This is a genomic window from Streptococcus sp. DFI.7.26, assembly GCF_022240605.1.
Classification (GTDB): Bacteria; Bacillota; Bacilli; order Lactobacillales; family Streptococcaceae; genus Streptococcus; species Streptococcus xiaochunlingii.
The window spans coordinates 1-20,690 of sequence record NZ_JAKOGN010000014.1; the positions used below are offsets into that span (position 1 = coordinate 1).

At 41.7% G+C, this 20,690-nt stretch carries 20 protein-coding genes and 1 pseudogene; 6 read left to right on the forward strand and 15 right to left on the reverse strand.

What is annotated here, in order from left to right; translation table 11 throughout:
* Nucleotides 1-93: 93 nt before the first annotated feature.
* The 12 genes from L0M85_RS08670 to L0M85_RS08725 all read right to left on the reverse strand — a co-directional run bounded on the left by L0M85_RS08670 (nucleotide 94) and on the right by L0M85_RS08725 (nucleotide 11,816).
* On the reverse strand, nucleotides 94-2,076 hold the full coding sequence (locus L0M85_RS08670) for a peptide ABC transporter substrate-binding protein (RefSeq protein ID WP_125329774.1): 1,983 nt from the start codon (nucleotides 2,074-2,076) through the stop codon (nucleotides 94-96).
* Nucleotides 2,077-2,264: 188 nt separating this feature from the next.
* Nucleotides 2,265-2,939 (reverse strand): type II CAAX endopeptidase family protein, encoded by a 675-nt coding sequence (locus L0M85_RS08675; RefSeq protein ID WP_238656870.1) that lies wholly within the window; start codon nucleotides 2,937-2,939, stop codon nucleotides 2,265-2,267.
* 18 nt (nucleotides 2,940-2,957) lie between these two features.
* Nucleotides 2,958-3,179 carry a hypothetical protein gene (locus L0M85_RS08680; RefSeq protein WP_048691632.1) on the reverse strand — a complete coding sequence of 74 codons (222 nt, stop codon included), beginning with the start codon at nucleotides 3,177-3,179 and terminating at the stop codon, nucleotides 2,958-2,960.
* Nucleotides 3,180-3,240: 61 nt separating this feature from the next.
* Nucleotides 3,241-3,381, reverse strand: a complete 141-nt coding sequence (locus L0M85_RS08685) for a bacteriocin (RefSeq protein WP_125389288.1) — start codon at nucleotides 3,379-3,381, stop codon at nucleotides 3,241-3,243.
* Nucleotides 3,382-3,591: 210 nt separating this feature from the next.
* Nucleotides 3,592-4,683, reverse strand: coding sequence for a glycerol dehydrogenase (locus tag L0M85_RS08690; RefSeq protein WP_061564682.1), 1,092 nt, complete (start codon nucleotides 4,681-4,683; stop codon nucleotides 3,592-3,594).
* Between the two features lie 14 nt (nucleotides 4,684-4,697).
* Nucleotides 4,698-5,366, reverse strand: a complete 669-nt coding sequence (locus L0M85_RS08695) for a fructose-6-phosphate aldolase (RefSeq protein ID WP_238656871.1) — start codon at nucleotides 5,364-5,366, stop codon at nucleotides 4,698-4,700.
* Between the two features lie 15 nt (nucleotides 5,367-5,381).
* Nucleotides 5,382-7,820 carry a glycyl radical protein gene (locus L0M85_RS08700; protein ID WP_023027619.1) on the reverse strand — a complete coding sequence of 813 codons (2,439 nt, stop codon included), beginning with the start codon at nucleotides 7,818-7,820 and terminating at the stop codon, nucleotides 5,382-5,384.
* Nucleotides 7,821-7,961: 141 nt separating this feature from the next.
* The gene (locus L0M85_RS08705) at nucleotides 7,962-9,263 is read right to left on the reverse strand and encodes a PTS sugar transporter subunit IIC (RefSeq protein WP_048691625.1); all 1,302 of its coding nucleotides are present in this window, start codon (nucleotides 9,261-9,263) and stop codon (nucleotides 7,962-7,964) included.
* Nucleotides 9,264-9,274: 11 nt separating this feature from the next.
* Complete coding sequence (locus L0M85_RS08710) at nucleotides 9,275-9,583, reverse strand: PTS sugar transporter subunit IIB (protein ID WP_013904534.1); 309 nt, start codon at nucleotides 9,581-9,583, stop codon at nucleotides 9,275-9,277.
* A gap of 13 nt (nucleotides 9,584-9,596) precedes the next feature.
* Complete coding sequence (locus L0M85_RS08715; protein ID WP_049486455.1) at nucleotides 9,597-9,920, reverse strand: PTS lactose/cellobiose transporter subunit IIA; 324 nt, start codon at nucleotides 9,918-9,920, stop codon at nucleotides 9,597-9,599.
* 166 nt (nucleotides 9,921-10,086) lie between these two features.
* Nucleotides 10,087-11,058 carry a sugar-binding transcriptional regulator gene (locus L0M85_RS08720; RefSeq protein ID WP_238656872.1) on the reverse strand — a complete coding sequence of 324 codons (972 nt, stop codon included), beginning with the start codon at nucleotides 11,056-11,058 and terminating at the stop codon, nucleotides 10,087-10,089.
* A 14-nt stretch (nucleotides 11,059-11,072) separates the two neighbouring features.
* Nucleotides 11,073-11,816: a DeoR/GlpR family DNA-binding transcription regulator gene (locus L0M85_RS08725; protein WP_006595064.1), complete on the reverse strand. Its 744-nt coding sequence runs from the start codon at nucleotides 11,814-11,816 to the stop codon at nucleotides 11,073-11,075.
* Between the two features lie 130 nt (nucleotides 11,817-11,946).
* Here L0M85_RS08725 and L0M85_RS08730 point away from each other — a divergent pair.
* Nucleotides 11,947-12,713, forward strand: a pseudogene (locus L0M85_RS08730) (glycyl-radical enzyme activating protein).
* A gap of 266 nt (nucleotides 12,714-12,979) precedes the next feature.
* On the opposite strand, the gene L0M85_RS08735 reads toward L0M85_RS08730, so the two are convergent.
* Entirely contained in the window at nucleotides 12,980-14,875 is a 1,896-nt protein-coding gene (locus L0M85_RS08735) for a M13-type metalloendopeptidase (RefSeq protein WP_125335729.1), read from the reverse strand.
* A gap of 148 nt (nucleotides 14,876-15,023) precedes the next feature.
* Here L0M85_RS08735 and L0M85_RS08740 point away from each other — a divergent pair, with 148 nt between their 5' ends.
* From L0M85_RS08740 to tpx, 4 genes are all read left to right on the forward strand, one after another.
* On the forward strand, nucleotides 15,024-15,746 hold the full coding sequence (locus L0M85_RS08740) for a metal ABC transporter ATP-binding protein (protein WP_048691612.1): 723 nt from the start codon (nucleotides 15,024-15,026) through the stop codon (nucleotides 15,744-15,746).
* Complete coding sequence (locus L0M85_RS08745) at nucleotides 15,743-16,585, forward strand: metal ABC transporter permease (protein ID WP_048691610.1); 843 nt, start codon at nucleotides 15,743-15,745, stop codon at nucleotides 16,583-16,585. The genes L0M85_RS08740 and L0M85_RS08745 overlap by 4 nt, the downstream gene beginning before the upstream one ends.
* Before the next feature lie 11 nt (nucleotides 16,586-16,596).
* On the forward strand, nucleotides 16,597-17,529 hold the full coding sequence (locus L0M85_RS08750) for a metal ABC transporter substrate-binding protein (protein ID WP_048691608.1): 933 nt from the start codon (nucleotides 16,597-16,599) through the stop codon (nucleotides 17,527-17,529).
* Between the two features lie 87 nt (nucleotides 17,530-17,616).
* On the forward strand, nucleotides 17,617-18,111 hold the full coding sequence (gene tpx, locus L0M85_RS08755; RefSeq protein WP_023027611.1) for a thiol peroxidase: 495 nt from the start codon (nucleotides 17,617-17,619) through the stop codon (nucleotides 18,109-18,111).
* Between the two features lie 105 nt (nucleotides 18,112-18,216).
* Here the strand turns inward: tpx and L0M85_RS08760 are convergent, their stop codons facing one another.
* Nucleotides 18,217-19,242 (reverse strand): DUF3114 domain-containing protein, encoded by a 1,026-nt coding sequence (locus L0M85_RS08760; protein WP_238656873.1) that lies wholly within the window; start codon nucleotides 19,240-19,242, stop codon nucleotides 18,217-18,219.
* A gap of 140 nt (nucleotides 19,243-19,382) precedes the next feature.
* Here L0M85_RS08760 and L0M85_RS08765 point away from each other — a divergent pair, with 140 nt between their 5' ends.
* Nucleotides 19,383-20,036 (forward strand): metal-dependent transcriptional regulator, encoded by a 654-nt coding sequence (locus L0M85_RS08765; protein WP_238656874.1) that lies wholly within the window; start codon nucleotides 19,383-19,385, stop codon nucleotides 20,034-20,036.
* A 22-nt stretch (nucleotides 20,037-20,058) separates the two neighbouring features.
* Here the strand turns inward: L0M85_RS08765 and dtd are convergent, their stop codons facing one another.
* On the reverse strand, nucleotides 20,059-20,502 hold the full coding sequence (gene dtd / locus L0M85_RS08770) for a D-aminoacyl-tRNA deacylase (RefSeq protein WP_048691599.1): 444 nt from the start codon (nucleotides 20,500-20,502) through the stop codon (nucleotides 20,059-20,061).
* Nucleotides 20,503-20,690: the final 188 nt, after the last annotated feature.

Here is a 20,690-nt window from a genome sequence, read left to right on the forward strand (position 1 = left end):
GTGCGGAGGTGGGACGACGAAATCGAATTCTAACGAATTACCGATTTCTGTCCCATTCTCTTCCCTGTTCAATAGACAATTGCTCTTAAATTCCTAGTCTTCTACGTGACTTTCTAGTTCTTTTTGAGCTTTCTTATTGGATTCTTCTTTTTCTTTCTTCCATTGTTCACGCGCTTCATCGTACTCTTTGGCTGTCAAGACTTTGTCTTGCAATTCCAAGTACTTGTAGTTGAAGGATTGACCCTTGTGTCCTGTCCAAGCAAAGGCAGCTGAGTATGGAACTGTCTTACGCACACCTGGAGAGGCACCATCTGAATGAATCGGGATCAAGAGGGCACTATCTGTCAACCAAGCCTGAGCCTTAGCATATTTTTCATAGCGGGCATTGACATCTTTGGTTTCATTGTGCGCATCTTCGATCAATTGATCATATTCATCAAAACCAGCTTCTTTGGCTGCGGCATTATTGGTACCCGCATCAAATCCAAAGTAGGCATTGGCATTTTCACCCGTCTTAGAGTTTGTGATATCTAGGTAAGAAGATGGATCGGTATAGTCTGGTCCCCAACCCAAGTTATTGTTCAAATCCCAGTCTTGTTGAGAAGCATTTTCAGCAAAGTAGGTCACTCGTTGAAGATCATCCTCAGAAACCATTTTTAGGTCGATAACAACATTTTCTGACCCTAGGGTTGATTCAATCGATTGTTTAAAAGATTGGGCCTGTTTAACGCCTACAGTATAAGTTGATGCTACTGGAAGATCCAAATGAATTGGGAATTCAACTCCTTGACTTTGAAGTACTGTTTTAGCCTTAGCAAATTCTTCTTTTGCCTTATTTGGATTATAAAGAGTATCTTTTCCATCTGTAACAGATACTCCTTGCCATTCTTCCCCATGTTCTCCTAGATATTTTTCTACCGAGTTACCAAATTCTTTTCCATCAATTTGAACAAAGCTAGGTGGAACAAAAGTATTTCGAATAACCTTATCGGCAGATGCCTCACCATTAGCTTGAGCTACATATGCCTGACGATTAAATGCAAACAAGACTGCTTGACGGAAGTCCTTATTCAAGATTGCTTTCTTGGTTGAGCTCTTTTGAGCATCTGTCGTCTTCGTCGTAATCTCATAAGCTTGACGGTCAATATTGAAGGACAAGTTATAAGTAGAAGATCCTTGGTCACTAAAGACGATGTCATCTTTGTGTTTCTTCTCTACACTCTTATAGTTGGAACCATTCGGAAAGACACGGGCAACCGTAAAGTCTCCGTTATCAAAGCCACGAATCAAAGATTCTGAATCTTGTCCATCATAATAGGTTAGCTTGACCTTAGAAATTTTTACATTATCAGCATCCCAATAAGAGGGATTTTTTTCAAGGGTCACAACAGATTTAGATGTGATGGATTTAATCAAATATGGGCCACAATAAAGAATACTAGAAGGGTTAGTGCCTTGACCGTAGTCATCCCCTTTAGAATCTAAGAATTCTTTATTAACTGGCATCAAAATGCCCATGGTGGTTTTAGAATTCCAGAAACTTTCAGGCTGACTCAACGTATACTCAACGGTATAATCATCAATAGCCTTGACTCCAACAGTAGAGAAATCTTTGGATTTTCCAGATACATAATCATCCAATCCTTTCACTGACTTCTGGACCAAGTAAAGAGCTTGAGACTTTTTATCCGCAGCATGTTGAAGCCCCGTCACAAAGTCTTGAGCCTTAACTTCTCCGAATTCTTCCCCCTCAGCGGTTACCCATTTAACCCCTTTACGGAGCTTATAAGTGTATGTCAAACCATCCTTTGAGACAGACCAATCCTTAGCAAGAGATGAAATTAAGTTCCCATACTGATCCACTTCTAATAAGCCATCTTCAGCATTTCCTGTAAATTCTGAAGTTGATTGCTTATTGGACAGAGAATAATCTAATGTATCTGGATCAGTAGTGTAAACATAGCTAAAAACTTTTTCACCCGAACTTGAAGATTTCCCTCCTTGTGAGCAGGCTACCAGTGCGCTTACAGACAAAAGTAGAGCGCCGGTGGCTAAGAGTAGCTTCCCTTTTTTCATATGGATCACCTCTGTATAAAATGTTATTCTTCATATTAAATTATAGCACTTTGTGGAAAAATGTAAACGTTTAACTGTATAATATTTCAAAAGTTAAGAAAAATAGTGGTTTTGATTCCATACAAAAAAGCAGTATTGAACTGCTTTTTTGATGATGAATAAAAGCCCCTGACACTAGCTCCCTTTGCTTAAATCCCACTGACCAGGAGGGATAAGAGGGTAAGGAAGTTATTCCAAGAGGCATGCTGAAGGATAGCCCAGTAGATCGATTTGGTATAGCGCAGGACCGCACAAAATAGCAAGCCCGGTACCAAGTAAACGATAAAGCTTGGCAAATCCCAACCATGCTGCCAGACATGCGAGAGGCTGAACAAGGAAGCAGACACCAGCATATCCAGCTTATACTTCTGATAAGATGCCAACGCCGTCATGACTAAATCACGAAAGACTAGTTCCTCCACGATAGGAGCCAGCAAGCAGGCATAGACATAACGTATCAATACCAAGGCCCAGCCTGACAAACCACTAGATACTTCTACAAGGGCTATGGAATTCTTAGTTGGTGGAAATACCGCAGCAGAAAACATATCCCATAAAAAGTGAGCAAGAAAAACAAGCACAAAAACCGCAAAATAAGAAGCTTTAAAAGTAAATTTCCCGTGCAAGTCCCAACGACGACTCTTTACCAAGAGTGTAACGGCTAACCCCCCAATCAATCCGATCAACAAGAGGAGCAAGCCATAATAAGAGTCATCCGATAGGTGGCCCACTAAATCCGTTGGGAGCCCAACGTTAAAAAGCGCAAAATTGATGCAGAGAATCCCTAGTGTCGCGAGTTGAAACGGTCTGTCTGTCTTTCTCATTGCATTCACCTTTCTATCTTACTTTCTTTTTCTACTAAACGCTGGCGCAATTTGCATTAACCAGCCAAAACCGCTACTCGTCGGAGACATTCCTTGATTCCCCCAGCCCGGGTAAATTCCAGAGGTTCCCCAGCCACCGCCACCATATGTTAGTTCAGGACTTCTGGTCGGAGTAATCACCCCTCCAACGGTTTGTTCAAGTTCATTTGTTGTCAATTCTGTTTCTGCATAGATTTTCATTTTTTCTCCTATTCTTCCTATCTAGATTTCAAAACACCATGATCAAGATTGCTATCATATCTTAAATACGAGCGAGCGGTGGTCGCTTCACAAAGCCAGGACGTCCAATCTCAATCTTATCTGACTGACCTGAAATCACATTTGGGCGAGAACCCCCACCTCCTACAATTTGTTCCAATTCTTTTTGACTACATTCTATCATTTCATTTCCTCCAATTTGTATTTGTAACGCTACCTCCTGAGTCTATCAAAAATCGGAGCATTTGCCTTTGATCCTTCTATATGGTTGCATTTTTCAGCTATGTGGAAGGGAAAAGCTATTCATTCAGAAGGATACACCTCCAAATCAAACGAAACGACCAACCATCAAAAAAACCATCGCCAACAGACGATGGTTTCTGTATTTCTTTGATTAGCCTAAGGAGTTGACATAAGCATCTACTGCTACAATGGCTTGGGCAATATCAGACGCTTGTACCTTGAATGGCATTTGATGGATAGTTTCTCCTTCAATGGTTGCTTGTTGGCCAACCTTGAGAAGATCTTCGTAGCTTGCATTTTCAAGATGCATTTCTTTCAGAGTCGTTGGCATGCCAATTTGTTGATAGAAACGAATGTATTTATTCAATTCTTCTTTAGGACGGTTTTCCAAGAACAATTGAACCAAGGTTCCATAAGCTACTTTTTCACCGTGAGTCAAATGGTGGATATCGCCAGTGAGGGCAGTAAAACCATTATGGATGGCATGAGCTGCTGCCAAACCACCACTTTCAAATCCAATCCCACTGAGAAGAGTATTGGCTTCAATGATGTTTTCAAGAGCAGGCGTTACCACTTTGGCTTCACAAGCAGCCATGGCTTGGAGTCCGTCTGCAAATAAAATTTCTTCACAACGTTGCGCAATCGCGACACCAGCTAAAGTTTGGTGTTTGCCTAGCATGGTTTTTCCGTTGGCTTGCATCACCGCACGCGCTTCAACCCAAGTCGCTAAGCCATCTGCGATACCAGAAGCGAGTAAACGTTTTGGTGCTTGAGAGATAACTTTGCTATCCACCAAGACCAATTCTGGGTTTTTAGAATAGAAGATATAGCGAGCAAAGGCACCTTCATCCGTGTAGATAACTGACAAGGCTGAAACCGGAGCATCTGTAGAGGCAATGGTCGGAGCAATGACAACTGGTGATTTTAGAAGATCGGCAATGGCTTTTGCACTATCGATGGTCTTTCCTCCGCCAAGTCCGATGACTAAGTCACAGCCATTCTCTTCTGCCAGACTGACCACACGATTGATTTCATTATCAGAAGCTTCACCATTGAAGAATACTGGCAAAACTGTAAAGCCATACCGAAGGAGATACTTTTCAAAACGTTCCCCTACGATATCATAGACTACTGAATCACAGAGTAAAACGGGATGACTCCCCAGTTCTAAAATAGGTTTTGCATTTTCAAATAAAGCATTTTCCCCTTGAATGTAACGAGATGGACTTGCAAAATTTCTCATACACTCCTCCTTTATCAAATTGTATTCTTATGATGAACGGCTGACCAATCTGCTTCGAAGTCATCTACTGCTTTTGCAATAGAAGGCATTCCAAAAGCTGCTTCAAATACATCTGCCCCTGCCGTAATTGCTTGTGTTCCTTCTTTAAATGCTCGATTAACTTGAGCCACATTTTTAAAGGAAGCTGCTAGAATTTTGCTTGATGAATGATCACGCTCTATGGCACTCGCTAACTGAGAAATAACCTGAGCTGAATCAATGTTTAAGTTTTCCATACGATTGTAATAAGGTGCAAAATAGTCGGCTCCTGCCTCAATCGCTAACAGCCCTTGAAAAACAGTATAGATTGCTGTTGCAGTAATTTTGTAACCCTCTGCTTTTAACACTTTAATTGCAGCAAGTCCTTCAGGTGTTACTGGGACTTTAATATAGGTGTTTTCATCGCATTGTTCGCGAATTTTAGCCGCATCTTTCAAAATTCCTTCATAATCTTTTGCGACAACTTGAACATGGATGGAAGGAGAGCCCCCAATGATTTCTCGCACCTTATGGATACGATCAAAAAAATCAATGTCCCCTTCTTTTTTTGCAATTGTTGGGTTCGAAGTTACCCCAGCAAGGGGTAACACTCGTGCCCATTTTTTTATCTCATCTAAATTTAAAGTATCAAGCATAAATTCCATATACATACCTCTTTACTATAGAGTATGCTCTGTCCGTCCAATAATATCATCTTGTGTAGCTCTTGATAGTACATTGAAGAAAGCTGAGTAGCCTGCAACACGTACAATTAAGTCACGGTGTTTTTCCGGATGTTTTTGAGCATCTAACAACGTTTCTCTAGAAACCACATTGTATTGAATATGGTATCCGTGTAGACGATTAAAGAACGTACGGAGTAAAGCAATAAGTTTTAATTTATCTTCTTCTTTGGCTAAAGTTTGTGGGTTTACTTTTTGGTTCAGTAAAACACCACCAACAATTTCATCTGTTGGCAATTTAGAAACAGATTTTAGAACAGATGTTGGGCCATGTTGGTCCATATTGTGGGATGGAGAGCATCCTTCTGCTAGTGGAGTTCCAGCATTACGACCGTCCGGAGTAGCTAATGTTCCACGACCTTGTCCTACATTGGCTGAAATAGAAGATGTACCTGAGTAACGGATACCACCGATTGGCCCACGTCCATAGCGAGTATTTGGATATTTAGCAATTTCATCCACATAAATATCGTATGCTTCTCGAACTAAGCTGTCTGCATAGTCATCATCGTTTCCATACTTCGGTGCATCATGGATAAGCATCTCTTGGATTTCTTTTCCACGTTCGCCCTCGTAATCGGTTTCCAGAGCATGCCATAACTCTTGTGGCGTTAAGCGTCCTTCTTCGAATACCAGTTTCTTGATTGCTGCAAGTGAATCGGATAAGTTTGCAATACCCACTTGTAAACCAGAAATATAATCGTAGACAGCTCCACCTTCTTTCAAGTGTTTTCCACGTCCAATACAGTCATCTGTCAAAGCTGAACAGAGGATATCTGGCACTTCTCTTTCAAGAGATAGGTCGATCGAGTTTTCTACGATCACACTCATGCGGGTTAAGTGGCGCAAAGTTTTGTCCCAAGCAGTTTGCAATTCATCGAAGCTCTTCATGTCTTTAAAATGACCGAAGCTTGGTGCAAAACGCTTGCCAGAAGCAGGATCGATTCCGTCATTCATCGTAATGAGCAAAACTTTAGGGAAGTTCATATAACTCATACCTGTACAGCGATAGCCCCATTTACCTGGAACAGCTGTTTCTACACAACCAATTGCACTGTAATCATAAGCATCTTCTTCAAGAACACCTTTTGAAATAAAGGATGGAATAATGATCTCATCATTATTGAAAGCAGGCATACCGAATCCGAGCTTCATAACTTCAATACATTCGTTCATGAAGCGGGCATCCAAACCAGCATGGTAACGAACAGTTAAGTTTGGTTGAGGAAGGTGAGTTTGAGCAACAGACTTCAACACTAAATAAGACAATGGGTTAACGGCATCTTTCTTATCACGCGTTTGACCACCAATCGTAACGTTTTGATAAAGCGGACTACCTGCAGATGAGAAGGTATGTGCTTGACTACGTACTTTGTTAATTGTAATAGTCTTAATCCAAAGGTTGGTCAAGCGTTCAACAATACTCTCTTCAGTTTCCCGTCCACTTTCCAAATCAGCTTTAACGTATGGATACATATATTGGTCAAAACGGCCATATGAAAGTGAGTGTCCATTTGATTCAATCTGAAGAATACATTGGATAAACCAAACGGACTGAACAGCCTCTGCAAATGTACTTGCAGGCTCGTATGGAACTTTTGAGCAAATCTCTGCAATTTCAAGCAATTCCTTCTTACGTTCAGGAGTTGCTGTTTCAGCAAGTTGTTTAGCAAGTTCCACAAATCGTTGAGCATAGGTCTTAACAGCATCAACTACGATAAAGATAGAATCGTAAAAATGGTACTTATCAATGCTAGCTGGATCCGTTAGATCTAGGGCTGCTTTAGCTTGGCGAGCTCTTTCTTCAAAACCTTTCAAGCCATATTGCAATAATTTTTGATAATTGACTGCTAAGTGGGCATCTCCTGAATTCATCTTCCCTTCCATACCGAAGAATCCTGTTTCCATATAAACAGATACTTCTTCAGGTAGAAGAGCTCCAGCTCTTGCACGTAAGTTATTATTTTCCCAGAACGGTGCGATACTACGGAGCTGCTCTTTCGTTTCTTCCGTAATATAGAAGACGTCACCATCCCGCTTTTCAAAAAGATCCAATTCCTTCAGAACGAACTCTAAAGTATATTCTGGGAAGATCGGAGCATCTTTATTAGAGGATGCTTGGTTTCCAGCAATCATGGATTCATCCTCAATATAGATTGTCATATTTTCAAGAATCTCTTTCAACATATAGGCACGTTTAAGAACATTTGGTTGTTCCTTATAACGATCATATGCCTTAGTTGCAAGAACAGCACGTTCAGCATCGATGTAAGGCTTCTTGTTTAAGACATCTTCACGATACTTATTCATGCGTTCAGTGAGGCTTCCAAAATATTCTGTTTTAATGCTTGTACTTGCTACTTCTACTTGTTTCATTTTTTCAAAACCTTTCTTTTGAAATTATTTTGTTTTCTTTCGTAACTATAGTAGCATTAAATTTTACGAATTTCAATGAATTATGGATAATACCTATAAATTCTATTCTAGTCGCACATCTGTGCATTCCTAATAAACGCACTATTTTTCAGCCTGTAATTCGTTGTTATAGGCAAGATTATCTTGGAATTTGAAGAATGGGAAATATACGACAGTCGAGGTTGCAAGAACTAGCACTTGAACGAACGCACCTTGCCAACCTCCAACCATAAATCCAGAAATAATGGCTGGTGTACTCCAAGGAAGGGTCACACCTGAGAATGGATGCATGAACCCAATAGCAATTGAAGTATAAACAATTATCGCTGCTAAAATTGGAACGATAATAAATGGAAGGAACATCACTGGGTTCATTACAATTGGGAAGCCAAATACGACGGGTTCGTTAACATTGAAGATTGCAGGAAAAGCTGCAACTTTCCCAAGTGCCTTATATTGTTTTGACTTAGCAGCAAATAACATAGCAATAACCAAACCAAAGGTTATACCTGATCCAGACAAAATAAGGAAACTATCTAGGAATTGTTGGGTTACAATGTGGGCACCATTTTCAACGGATAGCTTCCCAGCTGCCAACATTGATTTATTGGCATCCAGGTTAGAAAGTAGCAAGGCTGTTACTACACCATTGACAACTGATTGTCCGTGCACACCAAACCACCACAAGAACGAAATAAAGAAGGCAATTCCAATCGCTCCGTAAAGGGATCCTGTTAGACCTTGTAGAGGAACCTGAATGACATCATAGATCATTTCAATGAAGGTACCGCCACTTGTCACTACTTTTGATACGATATAGACAATCATTGATAGTAAGAAAATCACGAAAGCAGGAATCATCGCTTCAAATTGTTTGGCAATGGCTTGAGGTACTTGTTCTGGCATTTTAATAACAATGTGTCTTTGGATAAACACAGTATAAATCGCACCAACTACCAGACCAATAATAATGGCACCGATAATCCCTTGACCACCAAACCATACTTTTGCAATGGCATCGCCAATCGGTTCTCCCTTAGCTGGTACATAAGAAGATTTTAACAAGATAAAGAATGAAGATAGGGACAAAACTCCTGCTGGCAAAGGTTCTACTCCACTGTTTTTAGCATATGAATAACCAATGGAGAAGCAAGAAATTAATCCCATGATGGCGAATGTTCCTGAATAAACCTGCATAAATGGCTCTGTCCATGTATCGCCAAATACACTAGCAATAGCCTGATTAAGACCTTCAAATGGTAATTGCCCAATAATCAGAAACAAACTACCAACTACTGTTAATGGAAGGATCGCTAACATCCCATCTTTAAGAGCAATAATTCCTTTCATGTTTACAAAACGCATGATTGGAGCGATAATTTTCTGAGAATTAAAATTAGACATGGGAAGCCTCCTTATTTTTCTCCTAGCAATTCTAGAGCTAGATTTAGTACTTTCTTACCATCCAACATCCCATAATCTGCCATAGGGATGACAGCAATAGGAATATGGTTTGCCTCACAAATCGCTTTTGATTTATCCAAAGTATAAGCTACTTGAGGGCCCAACAAAGCGACATCGATTTCAGGAGCAAAATCTGCTAATTTCGCTTGAGAATAGGCATCGATTTCAGCATCAATCCCTAATTCCTTAGCCGCCACCTTCATATTATTTACCAACATTCCTGTTGAAAATCCTGCTGCACAAAACAATCCAATTTTCATCTTCTTTTCCTCCTTATTGTTTCGCTGAAAGTTCTTTACGTAAGTCAATCATTTCTTTGATCAAGTTAATCTCTGTGATTGAAGTCATTAAGTGATCTTGTGAGTGCACAAACAAAGCTGTAATCTCTGTCTTTGTCCCACCTGCTTCCTGGGCTAAAAATTGTGTTTGCAAGTTATGCGCTTCTAGCAATGCTGCATCTGCTTTCGCAATTTCGTCTTCAGAAGATGTAAAATCGCCCTCCTTAGCATATGATAAAGCTTGGTAAATATGCTGTTTAGCATCACCCGCATTTAAAATCAATCCCATAATAATTTGGTCTGCAACAATTATTTCCATGTGCACTACACTCCTTTATCAATCTACTGAAAGCGCTTTTTCTATTGTCAATATACCATTTATATTTTTGTCGGTCAATAAAAATCGCGACATTTGATTATTGTTTTTGATTTTTGCACATTTGTGCTGTTTAACTCAAAAAAATAAGGACCGCATTCATGCTGTCCTATTTTTTAATAAATTGCTGATCACCATCTAATTCTAAAACTTTTAAGATTGTCGCTTCATCAGTGACTAAATGATTGATATAGTTGGCTTTCAAAACCGATAAAATTGCTTTTGCTTTTTGATCACCGTAGGCTAAAGAGATGGTGTTTGGTACCTTTCTCAATTCCTCCAATGTGATAGATATTGTTCTTTCCTGTAATTCAGGATAAACGGGGACACCTTCTTGATCAAAGAAACGACAGCATACTTCTCCTACAGCATGTTCTGACTCCAATTTCCTAAAATCATTTGATGTCAGCATATCAAACCACTGAGGATTCTTGCTATCTGCATAGCCACCAATCCCCACAGCCGCAACATCCAAACAACGCCAACTAGCTTTCAAATCCTCAAAATACTTAGAAGATAAGATACCTTCCGTCACCTCAGAATTTTCTTGAATGACACTCGCGTTTATAAAATGACATTCCCCATGAAATTTACTCGCCATACTGTAGATCAGCGTATTGACATGGTAGCGAGCATGAATATGACTGGGACCTCCAGCTAGGGGATAAAACTGAACACCATCCAAACGCTTCGTTCCAACTTGTTCTACCATTAATCTGAGAGACTTGCCCCATGAAAATCCGACTGTCATTCCATCTTCAATCAAATTACGCAGCATGACCGCACTTGCTTGAGCCAGTCGCTTTTCAAGGCTTTCTCGAGGCTCATCAACTAGATTCGGTATAATTTCGATAGCTTTTAAGCCATATTTTTGTTTGATATAATTTTCTAAATGGAAGAGGCGAGTATCAAAGTTTTCGATTTCAATTTTTACAACTCCCTCTTTTTTAGCCTCTGCTAGCATTCTGCTGACAGTTGTACGGTAGATTCCAGTTTCTGCTGCGATTTGCGATTGACTTTTGTCTTCAACATAGTATAGATAGGCTAATTTAGCAAGTAACTTTTTCCGTTCATCTTTCAATTGGCTTCTCCTTCTTATACTAAAGTTAAAATCGTTTGTGAATCCTCAAGTTTTTCTTTCGCTTCTTGAGATATATTCTTATCTGTTATGACTCTCGAAACTTGTGAAAGTGCAAATCGTCTGACGGTTCCACATTTCCCAAATTTACTTGAATCTGTCAAGACAACCACTTCCTTAGAAACATCGGACATAGCTTGAACAACTTCACTTCTCATCATATCTTTCCCAGTAAAGCCAAGTTCATCATCATATCCGTCAACCCCTACAAAAGCAAAGGGAACTCTAAACGAGCGGATTAATTCTTTCAAAAGCGGACCTACAGTCACTCTCGATTCTTTTTGAAATTCACCACCAAGTAGGATGATTTTACAAGAATCATATTCCTGAATATAATCTGCAATAAAATAAGAATTTGTCACAATCTTGACATTCTTTTTTGTTTGGCAAATTTCTTCCGCTAGCAAAGCACATGTAGAGCCCGATTCAATCAAAACCGTGTCGTTATCCTTAATTAATTTAGCAGCTTCCTTGGCTATTCTTTTCTTGGTATCATATTGAAAGGACAATCGAACATTGATATCATCTCCACTATTTAAAACAGCATAGCCGTGTTCTCTATGCAATAATCCTTTGGATTCTAGCTTGTCCAAATCCTTTCGAATGGTCACTTTAGAGACTTGTAATTTCTCAGACAAGCTATTAACATCAATCTTTTCAAATTCCGATACTAATTTCAATATTTCATCTAAACGTTGCATTGTTTTTACCTCTTCTCTATTTTAGCAAATTTTCGAGTGAATTCAAAACAAAATAAACTTTCGTTCGTAATTGAATTAGTTTCTTAAATAATGTATAATGGACTTACTAGATTGATAGGAGAGCAAAAATATGGAACAAAATCGTGGCATAATCTTTAATATCCAACACTTTAGTATCCATGATGGCCCTGGAATCCGAACTACTGTATTTCTCCCCTACGTTGTCCATGGTGCTCCAATCCTGAATCCCAGCGTGCAAATCCTGAAAAAATGTTGGATGCTGTTACTAAAAAGGAAACCATCACAGGAGAAGAAAAAACAGTTACAGAAATCATAGATGATGTCTTAAAAGACGTTGACTTCTACGAAGAATCTGGTGGTGGCCTTACCCTGTCTGGTGGAGAAATCTTCGCTCAATTTGAATTTGCCAAAGCAATCTTAAAAGCTGCGAAAGAAGTTGGACTTCATACTGCAATCGAAACGACAGCTTTTGTTGAACATGAGAAATTTGTCGATCTCATTCAGTATGTTGATTTTATTTATACAGACCTTAAACATTACAATACACTTAAACATAAGAAGGTTGTCGGAGTCAACAATCATCTGATTATTAAAAATATTCATTATGCCTTTGCTCAAAACAAAACAATCGTTTTACGTATTCCAGTCATTCCTAATTTCAATGACTCTTTAACTGATGCTGAAGAATTTGCTTCCCTTTTTAATTCTCTCAACATCGATGAAGTACAACTGCTCCCATTTCACCAGTTTGGAGAAAACAAATACAAGCTTTTAGGACGTCGCTATGAAATGGAAGGAATAAAAGCCCTGCATCCAGAAGATTTATATGACTACCAGCAAGTTTTTTTAGATCATGACATTCACTGTTATTTCTAATCCACTCAAAAATCCCCAAAGCTAGTTTCAATTTACTGAAACTTGGCTTTGGGGATTTCTTATTCTTTCACGAGCATCGAGAAAAAGAGAGATTGCCTGGTGGGCATGGCCCACATGGTCAAGAAAATCAATCAATTGCTTAACTGAAGTCGAGACTACTTCCTTTGGAAAAAAGATAAATCAATTGGCATTCATGGAATGCGGCATTGATTTCCTATTTTTCTGCAGGAAGTTTCGGTAAACCGAATCGTCTCTCCTATCTTAGTTTACCAAATGATCACGCGGTCTTCTGGTGCTCGCCACATGCCGTCACCTTCTTTGACATCAAAGGTTTCAAAGAATTCGTCAAAGTTTGGTAATTGAACATTGGTACGGAGTTTTCCTGGTGCGTGGACATCGACACTTGCGAGGAGTTGCATGTACTCTGTTCGGGCTTTCATGCGCCAGATGCGAGCAAAGTTGGTGAAGAATTCTTCTGCTGAGAAATCTTCCTCTTTCTTAGCGGCTTCAAGAGCTGCAGCGATACCACCGAGGTCTGCTACGTTTTCAGAAACGGTCAATTTCCCGTTGATCTTGGCACCGTATGAGTCTTGTCCTTCAAACTGATCGATGACTTTTTGAGTACGAGCGGTAAAGGCTTCGTAATCTTCTGGCTTCCACCAGTCTTTCAAGCTACCGTGCTCGTCAAAGGAGGCTCCATTGGTGTCAAAGGCGTGGGAGATTTCATGGGCAATGACCGCACCGATTCCGCCGTAGTTGGCTGATGATGATTGGTGAAGGTCATAGAAAGGTGCTTGTAAAATCGCTGCTGGGAAGACGATTTGGTTTTGTTGCGGATCATAGTAAGCATTGACCATATTAGCTGGCATGTGCCATTCGCTCCGATCGACTGGTTGGTTCCACTTGCTCCAAGTATGGGCAATGGAAATTTCATAGAGAGCTTGAGCATTTTCCACCAAGGTCTTGCTCTCGTCGATAATCTTTTTGGCGTATGTTTCTGGTAATTTTTCAGGGTAGCCAATATGCGGTGTAATGACATTGAGTTTGACAATGGCTTTTTCACGAGTTTCAGGAGCGAGCCAGTCTGCTTTTTCTAAGCGCTCCTTGTAGACGTCAATCATGGTCGCTACTTTATGCTCTACGTCTGCTTTTGCTTCTGGTGAGAATTTTTCTCCCGCATACCAGAGTCCAAGCGCTTGGCTATAAGGTCCTTCTGCCAAGGCCAAAGCGGCTTTTTCTTTTGGACGAGGTTCTGGAATCCCCGTGATGATCCGTCCATATTCACCAGACAAGACACGGATTTCTTCGGTCAAGAAAGACGTCCAATCTAAGGCTGCACCGAGTTTCAATTTGGCATGAATGGTTTCCCAGTTGGCTGCCGAGTAGTATTTTGGTGCAAATTCTTTCCAGAAACGCTCTTCTGGCACGATGATTTTATCTGGTGTTTGTCCGATCACTTCAGTAAAGAAGGCATCGAGTGGCAATTCTGGAACCAAGGCCTTGAAATCTGCCCACTCATAAGGATGGTAGAGTTTGTTGTACTCTGATCTTTCTTCATTTGACAAGACATATTTGGCTAATTCTGCGTCCGCTGCAATGACCTTATCCAGGATATCTTTGATTTCTTCCTCTGAGAAATCAAATTTTGGCAAGAGTTTTTCCATCATTTGGCGCCAGATAGCCAGCAATTCTGGTCCTTTTTCGTTTCCTTCTTCATAGTAGGTCGTATCTGGCAAGATGAGAGCAAGAGACTCTCCCCACAAGACATTCATTTGAGCATTCATAAAGTCTGGTGACACGCTAAATGGCATGAGATTTGGTTTACCAGCTAGTTCATAGGTCCCCAACTTGCTGGTATAGTCTTCAAAAGAAGACAGAGCCTTAATTTCATTGATCAAGGGCATGACTGTTGCTACACCAGCTGCTTCCCGCGCATCAAAATCTGCCACCATTTTGTGGTATTTGACAAAGTTTTGCAGAATGCTGTCTTCAGGCAATTCTTCTCCCCGTTGCCATTTTCCGGTAATATCCAACATCAAGTTTTCGATATCTTGGATCAAGTCCATAAAACCACCAGTTGACGGTTTGTCATCAGGAATAACAGCTGTCTCAGCCCATTCCCCATTGACGTAATCATAAAAATCATCTTGTAAACGTACCATGATCTTCTCACTTTCATTCTTTTCTATTAACCTTATCAAAAATAGGTCTATTTTTCAATGATTACAAGCGAGTTAATCTAAATTATTTTTAAAATTAACTTGACTTAATTTTTTCATTCATGTATATTAATGGTAAAGGAGAAAAATCATGATTCAAATTGAACATCTAAGTGTTGCTTACCAGCAAACACTGGCCTTGGAGGATCTTTCCCTCACCATCCAGGGTCCAACCATCCTAGGCATTCTTGGACCCAACGGAGCTGGAAAATCAACCCTGATCAAGGCCATGCTAGGACTTCTCCCTCATTCGGGAAAGGTCCAGCTCGATCAAAAAGACCTCGGCCAAGTTCTTCAACGAGTGGCCTACGTCGAACAGAAATCCGCTATTGATTTCCACTTCCCCATCACGGTGCGGGAGTGTGTCTCGCTGGGGCTCTATCCCCATCTTTCTATCTTCAAGAGAAAAAGCAAAGAGGATCTCCAAAAAGTAGAAAATGCCTTGAAACTTGTCAATCTTCTTGATCTAGCAGATCGCCAGATTGGCCAGCTTTCAGGAGGGCAATTCCAAAGGGTTCTGATCGCCCGCTGCTTGGTTCAAGAAGCAGAGGTCATCTTCTTGGATGAGCCCTTTGCTGGGATTGACTCTGTTAGCGAAGACATCATCATGCAGACACTCCAAACCTTGAAAAAGGAAGGTAAGACCATCCTGATTGTCCATCACGATCTGAGCAAGGTCCCAGCTTATTTTGACCAGATCCTGCTCCTTCATCGCAAACTGATTGCTTTTGGGAAAACAGAAGAAACCTTTACCAAAGAGAATCTTCACGCAGCCTACGGTCATGAACTTTTTATAGGAGGTGAAATCAGATGATTGCAGAATTTATCGATGGATTACAACAATTTCATTTCCTCCAAAACGCTCTCATTACAGCTATTGCCATAGGGATCGTCGCTGGTGCAGTCGGATGTTTCATCATTTTGCGAGGCATGTCTCTCATGGGAGATGCCATCTCACACGCGGTCCTTCCAGGTGTGGCCCTTTCCTTTATCCTGGGCATCAATTTCTTTATTGGCGCCATTACCTTTGGACTTTTAGCTTCCATCCTCATCACCTATATCAAGAGCAACTCCATCATCAAGAGCGACACTGCAATTGGGATTACCTTTTCTTCTTTCCTCGCCTTAGGAGTCATTCTGATTGGAATCGCTAAAAGTTCCACCGACCTTTTCCACATCCTCTTTGGGAATATCTTGGCCGTGCAAGACCAGGATATGTGGATGACCATCGGTATTGGGGTGGCGGTCTTGCTGGTGATTTGCCTGCTCTTTCGACCCTTACTGCTCACATCTTTTGACCCCGTTCTGGCTCAGTCCATGGGCGTCCGGGTCAAGGTCTATCACTACCTTCTCATGGTGCTCTTGACCTTGGTTTCTGTCACTGCTATGCAGAGTGTCGGGACCATTCTCATCGTTGCCATGCTCATCACACCCGCTGCGACAGCCTATCTCTATGCCAATAGCCTCTGGTCCATGATGCTCCTTTCATCCGGATTAGGTGCTCTTGCATCCATCCTGGGACTCTTTATTGGCTACAGCTTTAACATCGCCGTTGGGTCTTGTATCGTCCTCACTTCTGCAGTCTTCTTTCTCATCAGCTTCTTTATCGCTCCTAAGCAGAGAAAGAATAAGCACGCTCTTTCACCTCATTAAAGGAGAAACACATGAAAAAAATCGCTTCTGTCCTTGCCCTCTTTGTGGCGCTCTTATTCGGCCTTATGGCCTGTAGCAAAGGCTCTTCTTCCAAGTCCTCATCTGATAAATTGAAGGTGGTCACCACCAACTCCATCCTCGCAGATATCACCAAAAATATCGCGGGGGATAAAATCGAGCTACACAGTATTGTCCCTGTCGGCCAAGATCCCCATGAATACGAACCACTCCCAGAAGATGTCAAAAAAACTTCACAAGCAGACCTCATCTTCTACAACGGCATCAACCTCGAAACGGGTGGCAATGCTTGGTTTACCAAGTTGGTCAAAAATGCTAATAAAGTAGAAAACAAGGACTATTTCGCTGCCAGCGATGGCGTAGAGGTCATCTACCTAGAAGGCCAAAACCAAGCTGGAAAAGAAGACCCTCACGCTTGGCTCAATCTCGAAAACGGGATCATCTATGCTAAAAACATTGCTAAACAATTGATCGCCAAAGATCCAAAAAATAAGGACTTCTACGAAAAAAATCTAGCAGCCTATACTGAAAAACTGAGCAAGCTGGATCAAGAAGCCAAGCAAGCATTCAATAACATCCCAGCAGAGAAGAAGATGATCGTAACCAGTGAGGGTTGCTTCAAGTACTTCTCCAAAGCCTACGGCGTCCCATCTGCCTATATCTGGGAAATCAACACTGAAGAAGAAGGGACACCTGAACAAATCAAAACGCTGCTAGAGAAATTGCGTCAAACCAAAGTACCGTCCCTCTTTGTCGAATCCAGTGTCGATGAGCGTCCTATGAAAACTGTGTCTAAGGATAGCAATATCCCTATCTTTGCAAAGATCTTTACTGACTCGATCGCCAAAGAAGGCGAAGAAGGCGACAGCTACTACAGCATGATGAAATGGAATTTGGAGAAAATCGCAGAAGGTTTGAACAAATAAGATTCCAAACTGATTAGATTCTCAAACAAATCAGTGGCTCTTCCCCCTTCATTAATGTACAATGAAAAGAAAAAAGGAGTCTTTGCTATGACAACATTTTTAGGAAACCCTGTTACCTTTACCGGATCTCAACTTCAAGTTGGCGATACTGCTCATGACTTTTCACTGACTACACCAAACTTAGAGAAAAAATCTTTGGCTGATTTTGCTGGGAAGAAAAAAGTCCTCAGCGTGATCCCATCTATTGACACAGGTATCTGTTCCACCCAAACACGTCACTTCAACCAGGCCCTCTCTGACATGGAGGACACTGTGGTCTTGACGGTTTCCGTCGACCTTCCTTTCGCTCAAGGTAAATGGTGTGCTGCTGAAGGGATCGAAAATGCCATCATGCTCTCAGACTACTTCGACCATTCCTTCGGGAAAGCCTACGGCCTCTTGATCAATGAATGGCATTTGCTCGCACGCGCTGTCTTGGTCCTAGATGCGGACAACAAGGTCACTTACGTTGAATACCTCGACAACATCAACAGTGAACCAAATTACGACGCTGCAATCGAAGCCGTCAAAGCACTTGGATAATAAAAAGAGGTCTACGACCTCTTTTTCATTACTATAAAATTCGTTCAGAGACTTTCCTTAAGAGAATTTCTAAGTGTCCTTTTTCTTCAATCCGAAAGAGGACTACTATAAAATCCGATGGAGTCCATTCTGGAAGAGAACCCGCCAGCGTAAGCGTGGGATGCCTCTGAGGAAACTCCGCACGCGCTTTGCTACTTGTTGCTTATAGCTCTTGCCTCCTTGTGCAAAGGTTCCCTTCCGACTCCAGTAGCCTTCAATACTGCGATCATTCTTCGGAGCTAGATAGCGAACACCTTGCTGATAGAGAACCTTCTTGCGAAAAGCTGGATCCCACGGTTTAACGGGATCGATATCCAAGTCCTTATGGGTATGGCCTTTGGCTAAGCCATAGTTGAAACTGGCTCCATTGACAATGCCATTTTCAGAAATCTGATACGGATCCACTTCGTTGAGAAACTGGCCACCCTGATCCAGGATATACTCTGTATGAAAGTTGAGCAATACCTTAAAATTCAACTGGGCCTGAGCACGAGATGGGAAAGCAAGTTGGCCATCTTGATCCACATAGACCTTATTATGGAGACGAGCTGCTGCATAAGCATCGATTTTGATCCCTTTTGTCTCCTGCAAGTAAGCTTGTAGCGCCTCTTCATCAGTCTGCCCCGCTCTGGCATAATGCTCCCGAATCCACTGGGCCTGGTAGGCAGAGAGCAGATAGCGAAACTGGTGAACCTGTCGTTTTAAGAGCTGATCTCCTGCTTTGCTGGCTAATGGATCCTGAGCAAATGCTACTTGAACCACTCTTGAAAAAGAGGACCAAAAAGACGAATGAGGCGGGCAATCTGGCCAGAACCGCTTCAGTAAGAAGGCAGTCTCCTCACAGGTTCCCGATAAATCCCGTGGCATGAGACAGAGGTGCATGACCCCTCTTAAGAGGGCCTGGGCACGGCCTTCCGTCAACCCTTGCAGTTCTCTCTGCCACATCTCTTGGAAAAGAGGACTGGCAAAGACGAAGACAGAGCGGTAAGAGTCTTGCCTTGTTGCTTCATCTTCGCAAGACTGCAGTTGTTTTTCTAAGTAGCTGAGACCTCTGGTCGTCCAGCCCAGTTTTTCCAATTCCTGTCGCTGCATTTGCACCCTCCTTTCCATATTGTTCTCGGTTTATGCTTCTATACTATCATCTTTCTCCCTCCCAGACAATTCCTATCCACTGGCCAAGCCATTTCGCGCTTTTTTTGATATACTAGAAGAAGCGAAGAAAAGAGGACCCTATGACACCAAATAAAGAAGATTACCTCAAGTGCATCTATGAAATCGGCACGCAACATGAAAAAATTAGTAACAAAGAGATTGCGGCCCGGATGCAGGTTTCGCCTCCAGCCGTGACTGAGATGGTCAAACGCATGATCTCGGAGAATCTCCTCATCAAGGACAAGACCCACGGCTATCTGCTCACCGAGCTCGGCCTCCAAACGGTTTCTGATCTCTTTCGCAAGCACCGCTTGATCGAAGTGTTCTTGCTCAAAAAACTTGGCTATACGGCCGAAGAAGTCCATGAAGAAGCTGAAGTGCTCGAGCATACTGTCTCCGACCGCTTTATCGATAAACTTGACCAAATGTTAGACACTCCCAAGACCTGCCCCCATGGAGGAACCATTCCACCAAAAGGAAAACTTCTCATCGAGGCTTACCAGGACCGTTTGAGTGATGTCAGCGAACTGGGAACCTATCGTTTGCGAAGAGTCCAGGATAGCTTTGAATTGCTGAATTTTTTAGACCAGATCCAGCTGACCATTGGAGATGTCATTCTCTTCAAAGGCTATGATGATTATACCGGCCTCTATCAGCTCCAGATCAAAGACCAGGACATCCAGATCAATCATCTGATTGCCCAACAACTTTACATAGAAAAACATGCCCTTTAATCAAGGGCATGTTTTTTTCTTTCTATGGATTTTTCGTATCGAGGATGATAGTCACTGGGCCATCATTGATGAGTTCGATTGCCATATCTGCAGCGAAGACCCCTCGTTTGACAGGGACTTCCTTTTCTAACAAATCATTGAAGTCATCGTAGAGCTGGCTGGCCATCTCTGGATTGGCTGCCCCGATAAAGGCTGGACGATTGCCTTTTTTTGTCTGGGCAAAGAGGGTAAATTGAGAAATCGAGAGGATTTCTCCTTGAATATCCTTGACAGATAAGTTCATCTTCCCTTCTTCATCCGAGAAAATCCGCATTTGGGTGACCTTGCGCACCGCATACTCCAAATCCTTCTGGTCATCCTCAGGCCCCACTCCCACCAAGAGAAGAAGTCCTTCTTGAATCTGACTATAAACTTGACCGTCAATAGAAACCGAGGCCCTTTTGACCCGTTGAATTACTAATTTCATCTTATTATCCTATTTTAACAATCTATTGAGCATTCACTGCTACCTTCAAAGAAAATCGACATCAGACAAGGCAGTGAGACGCAGGCAGACTATCCGAAAACCAAAGGCTGTTCAGGTGCTTTTAGGGCAAGGCAGCGAGACGAAGACAGTACTTAAGTACGACGAGGCGAGCTAACGAAGCAATAAAA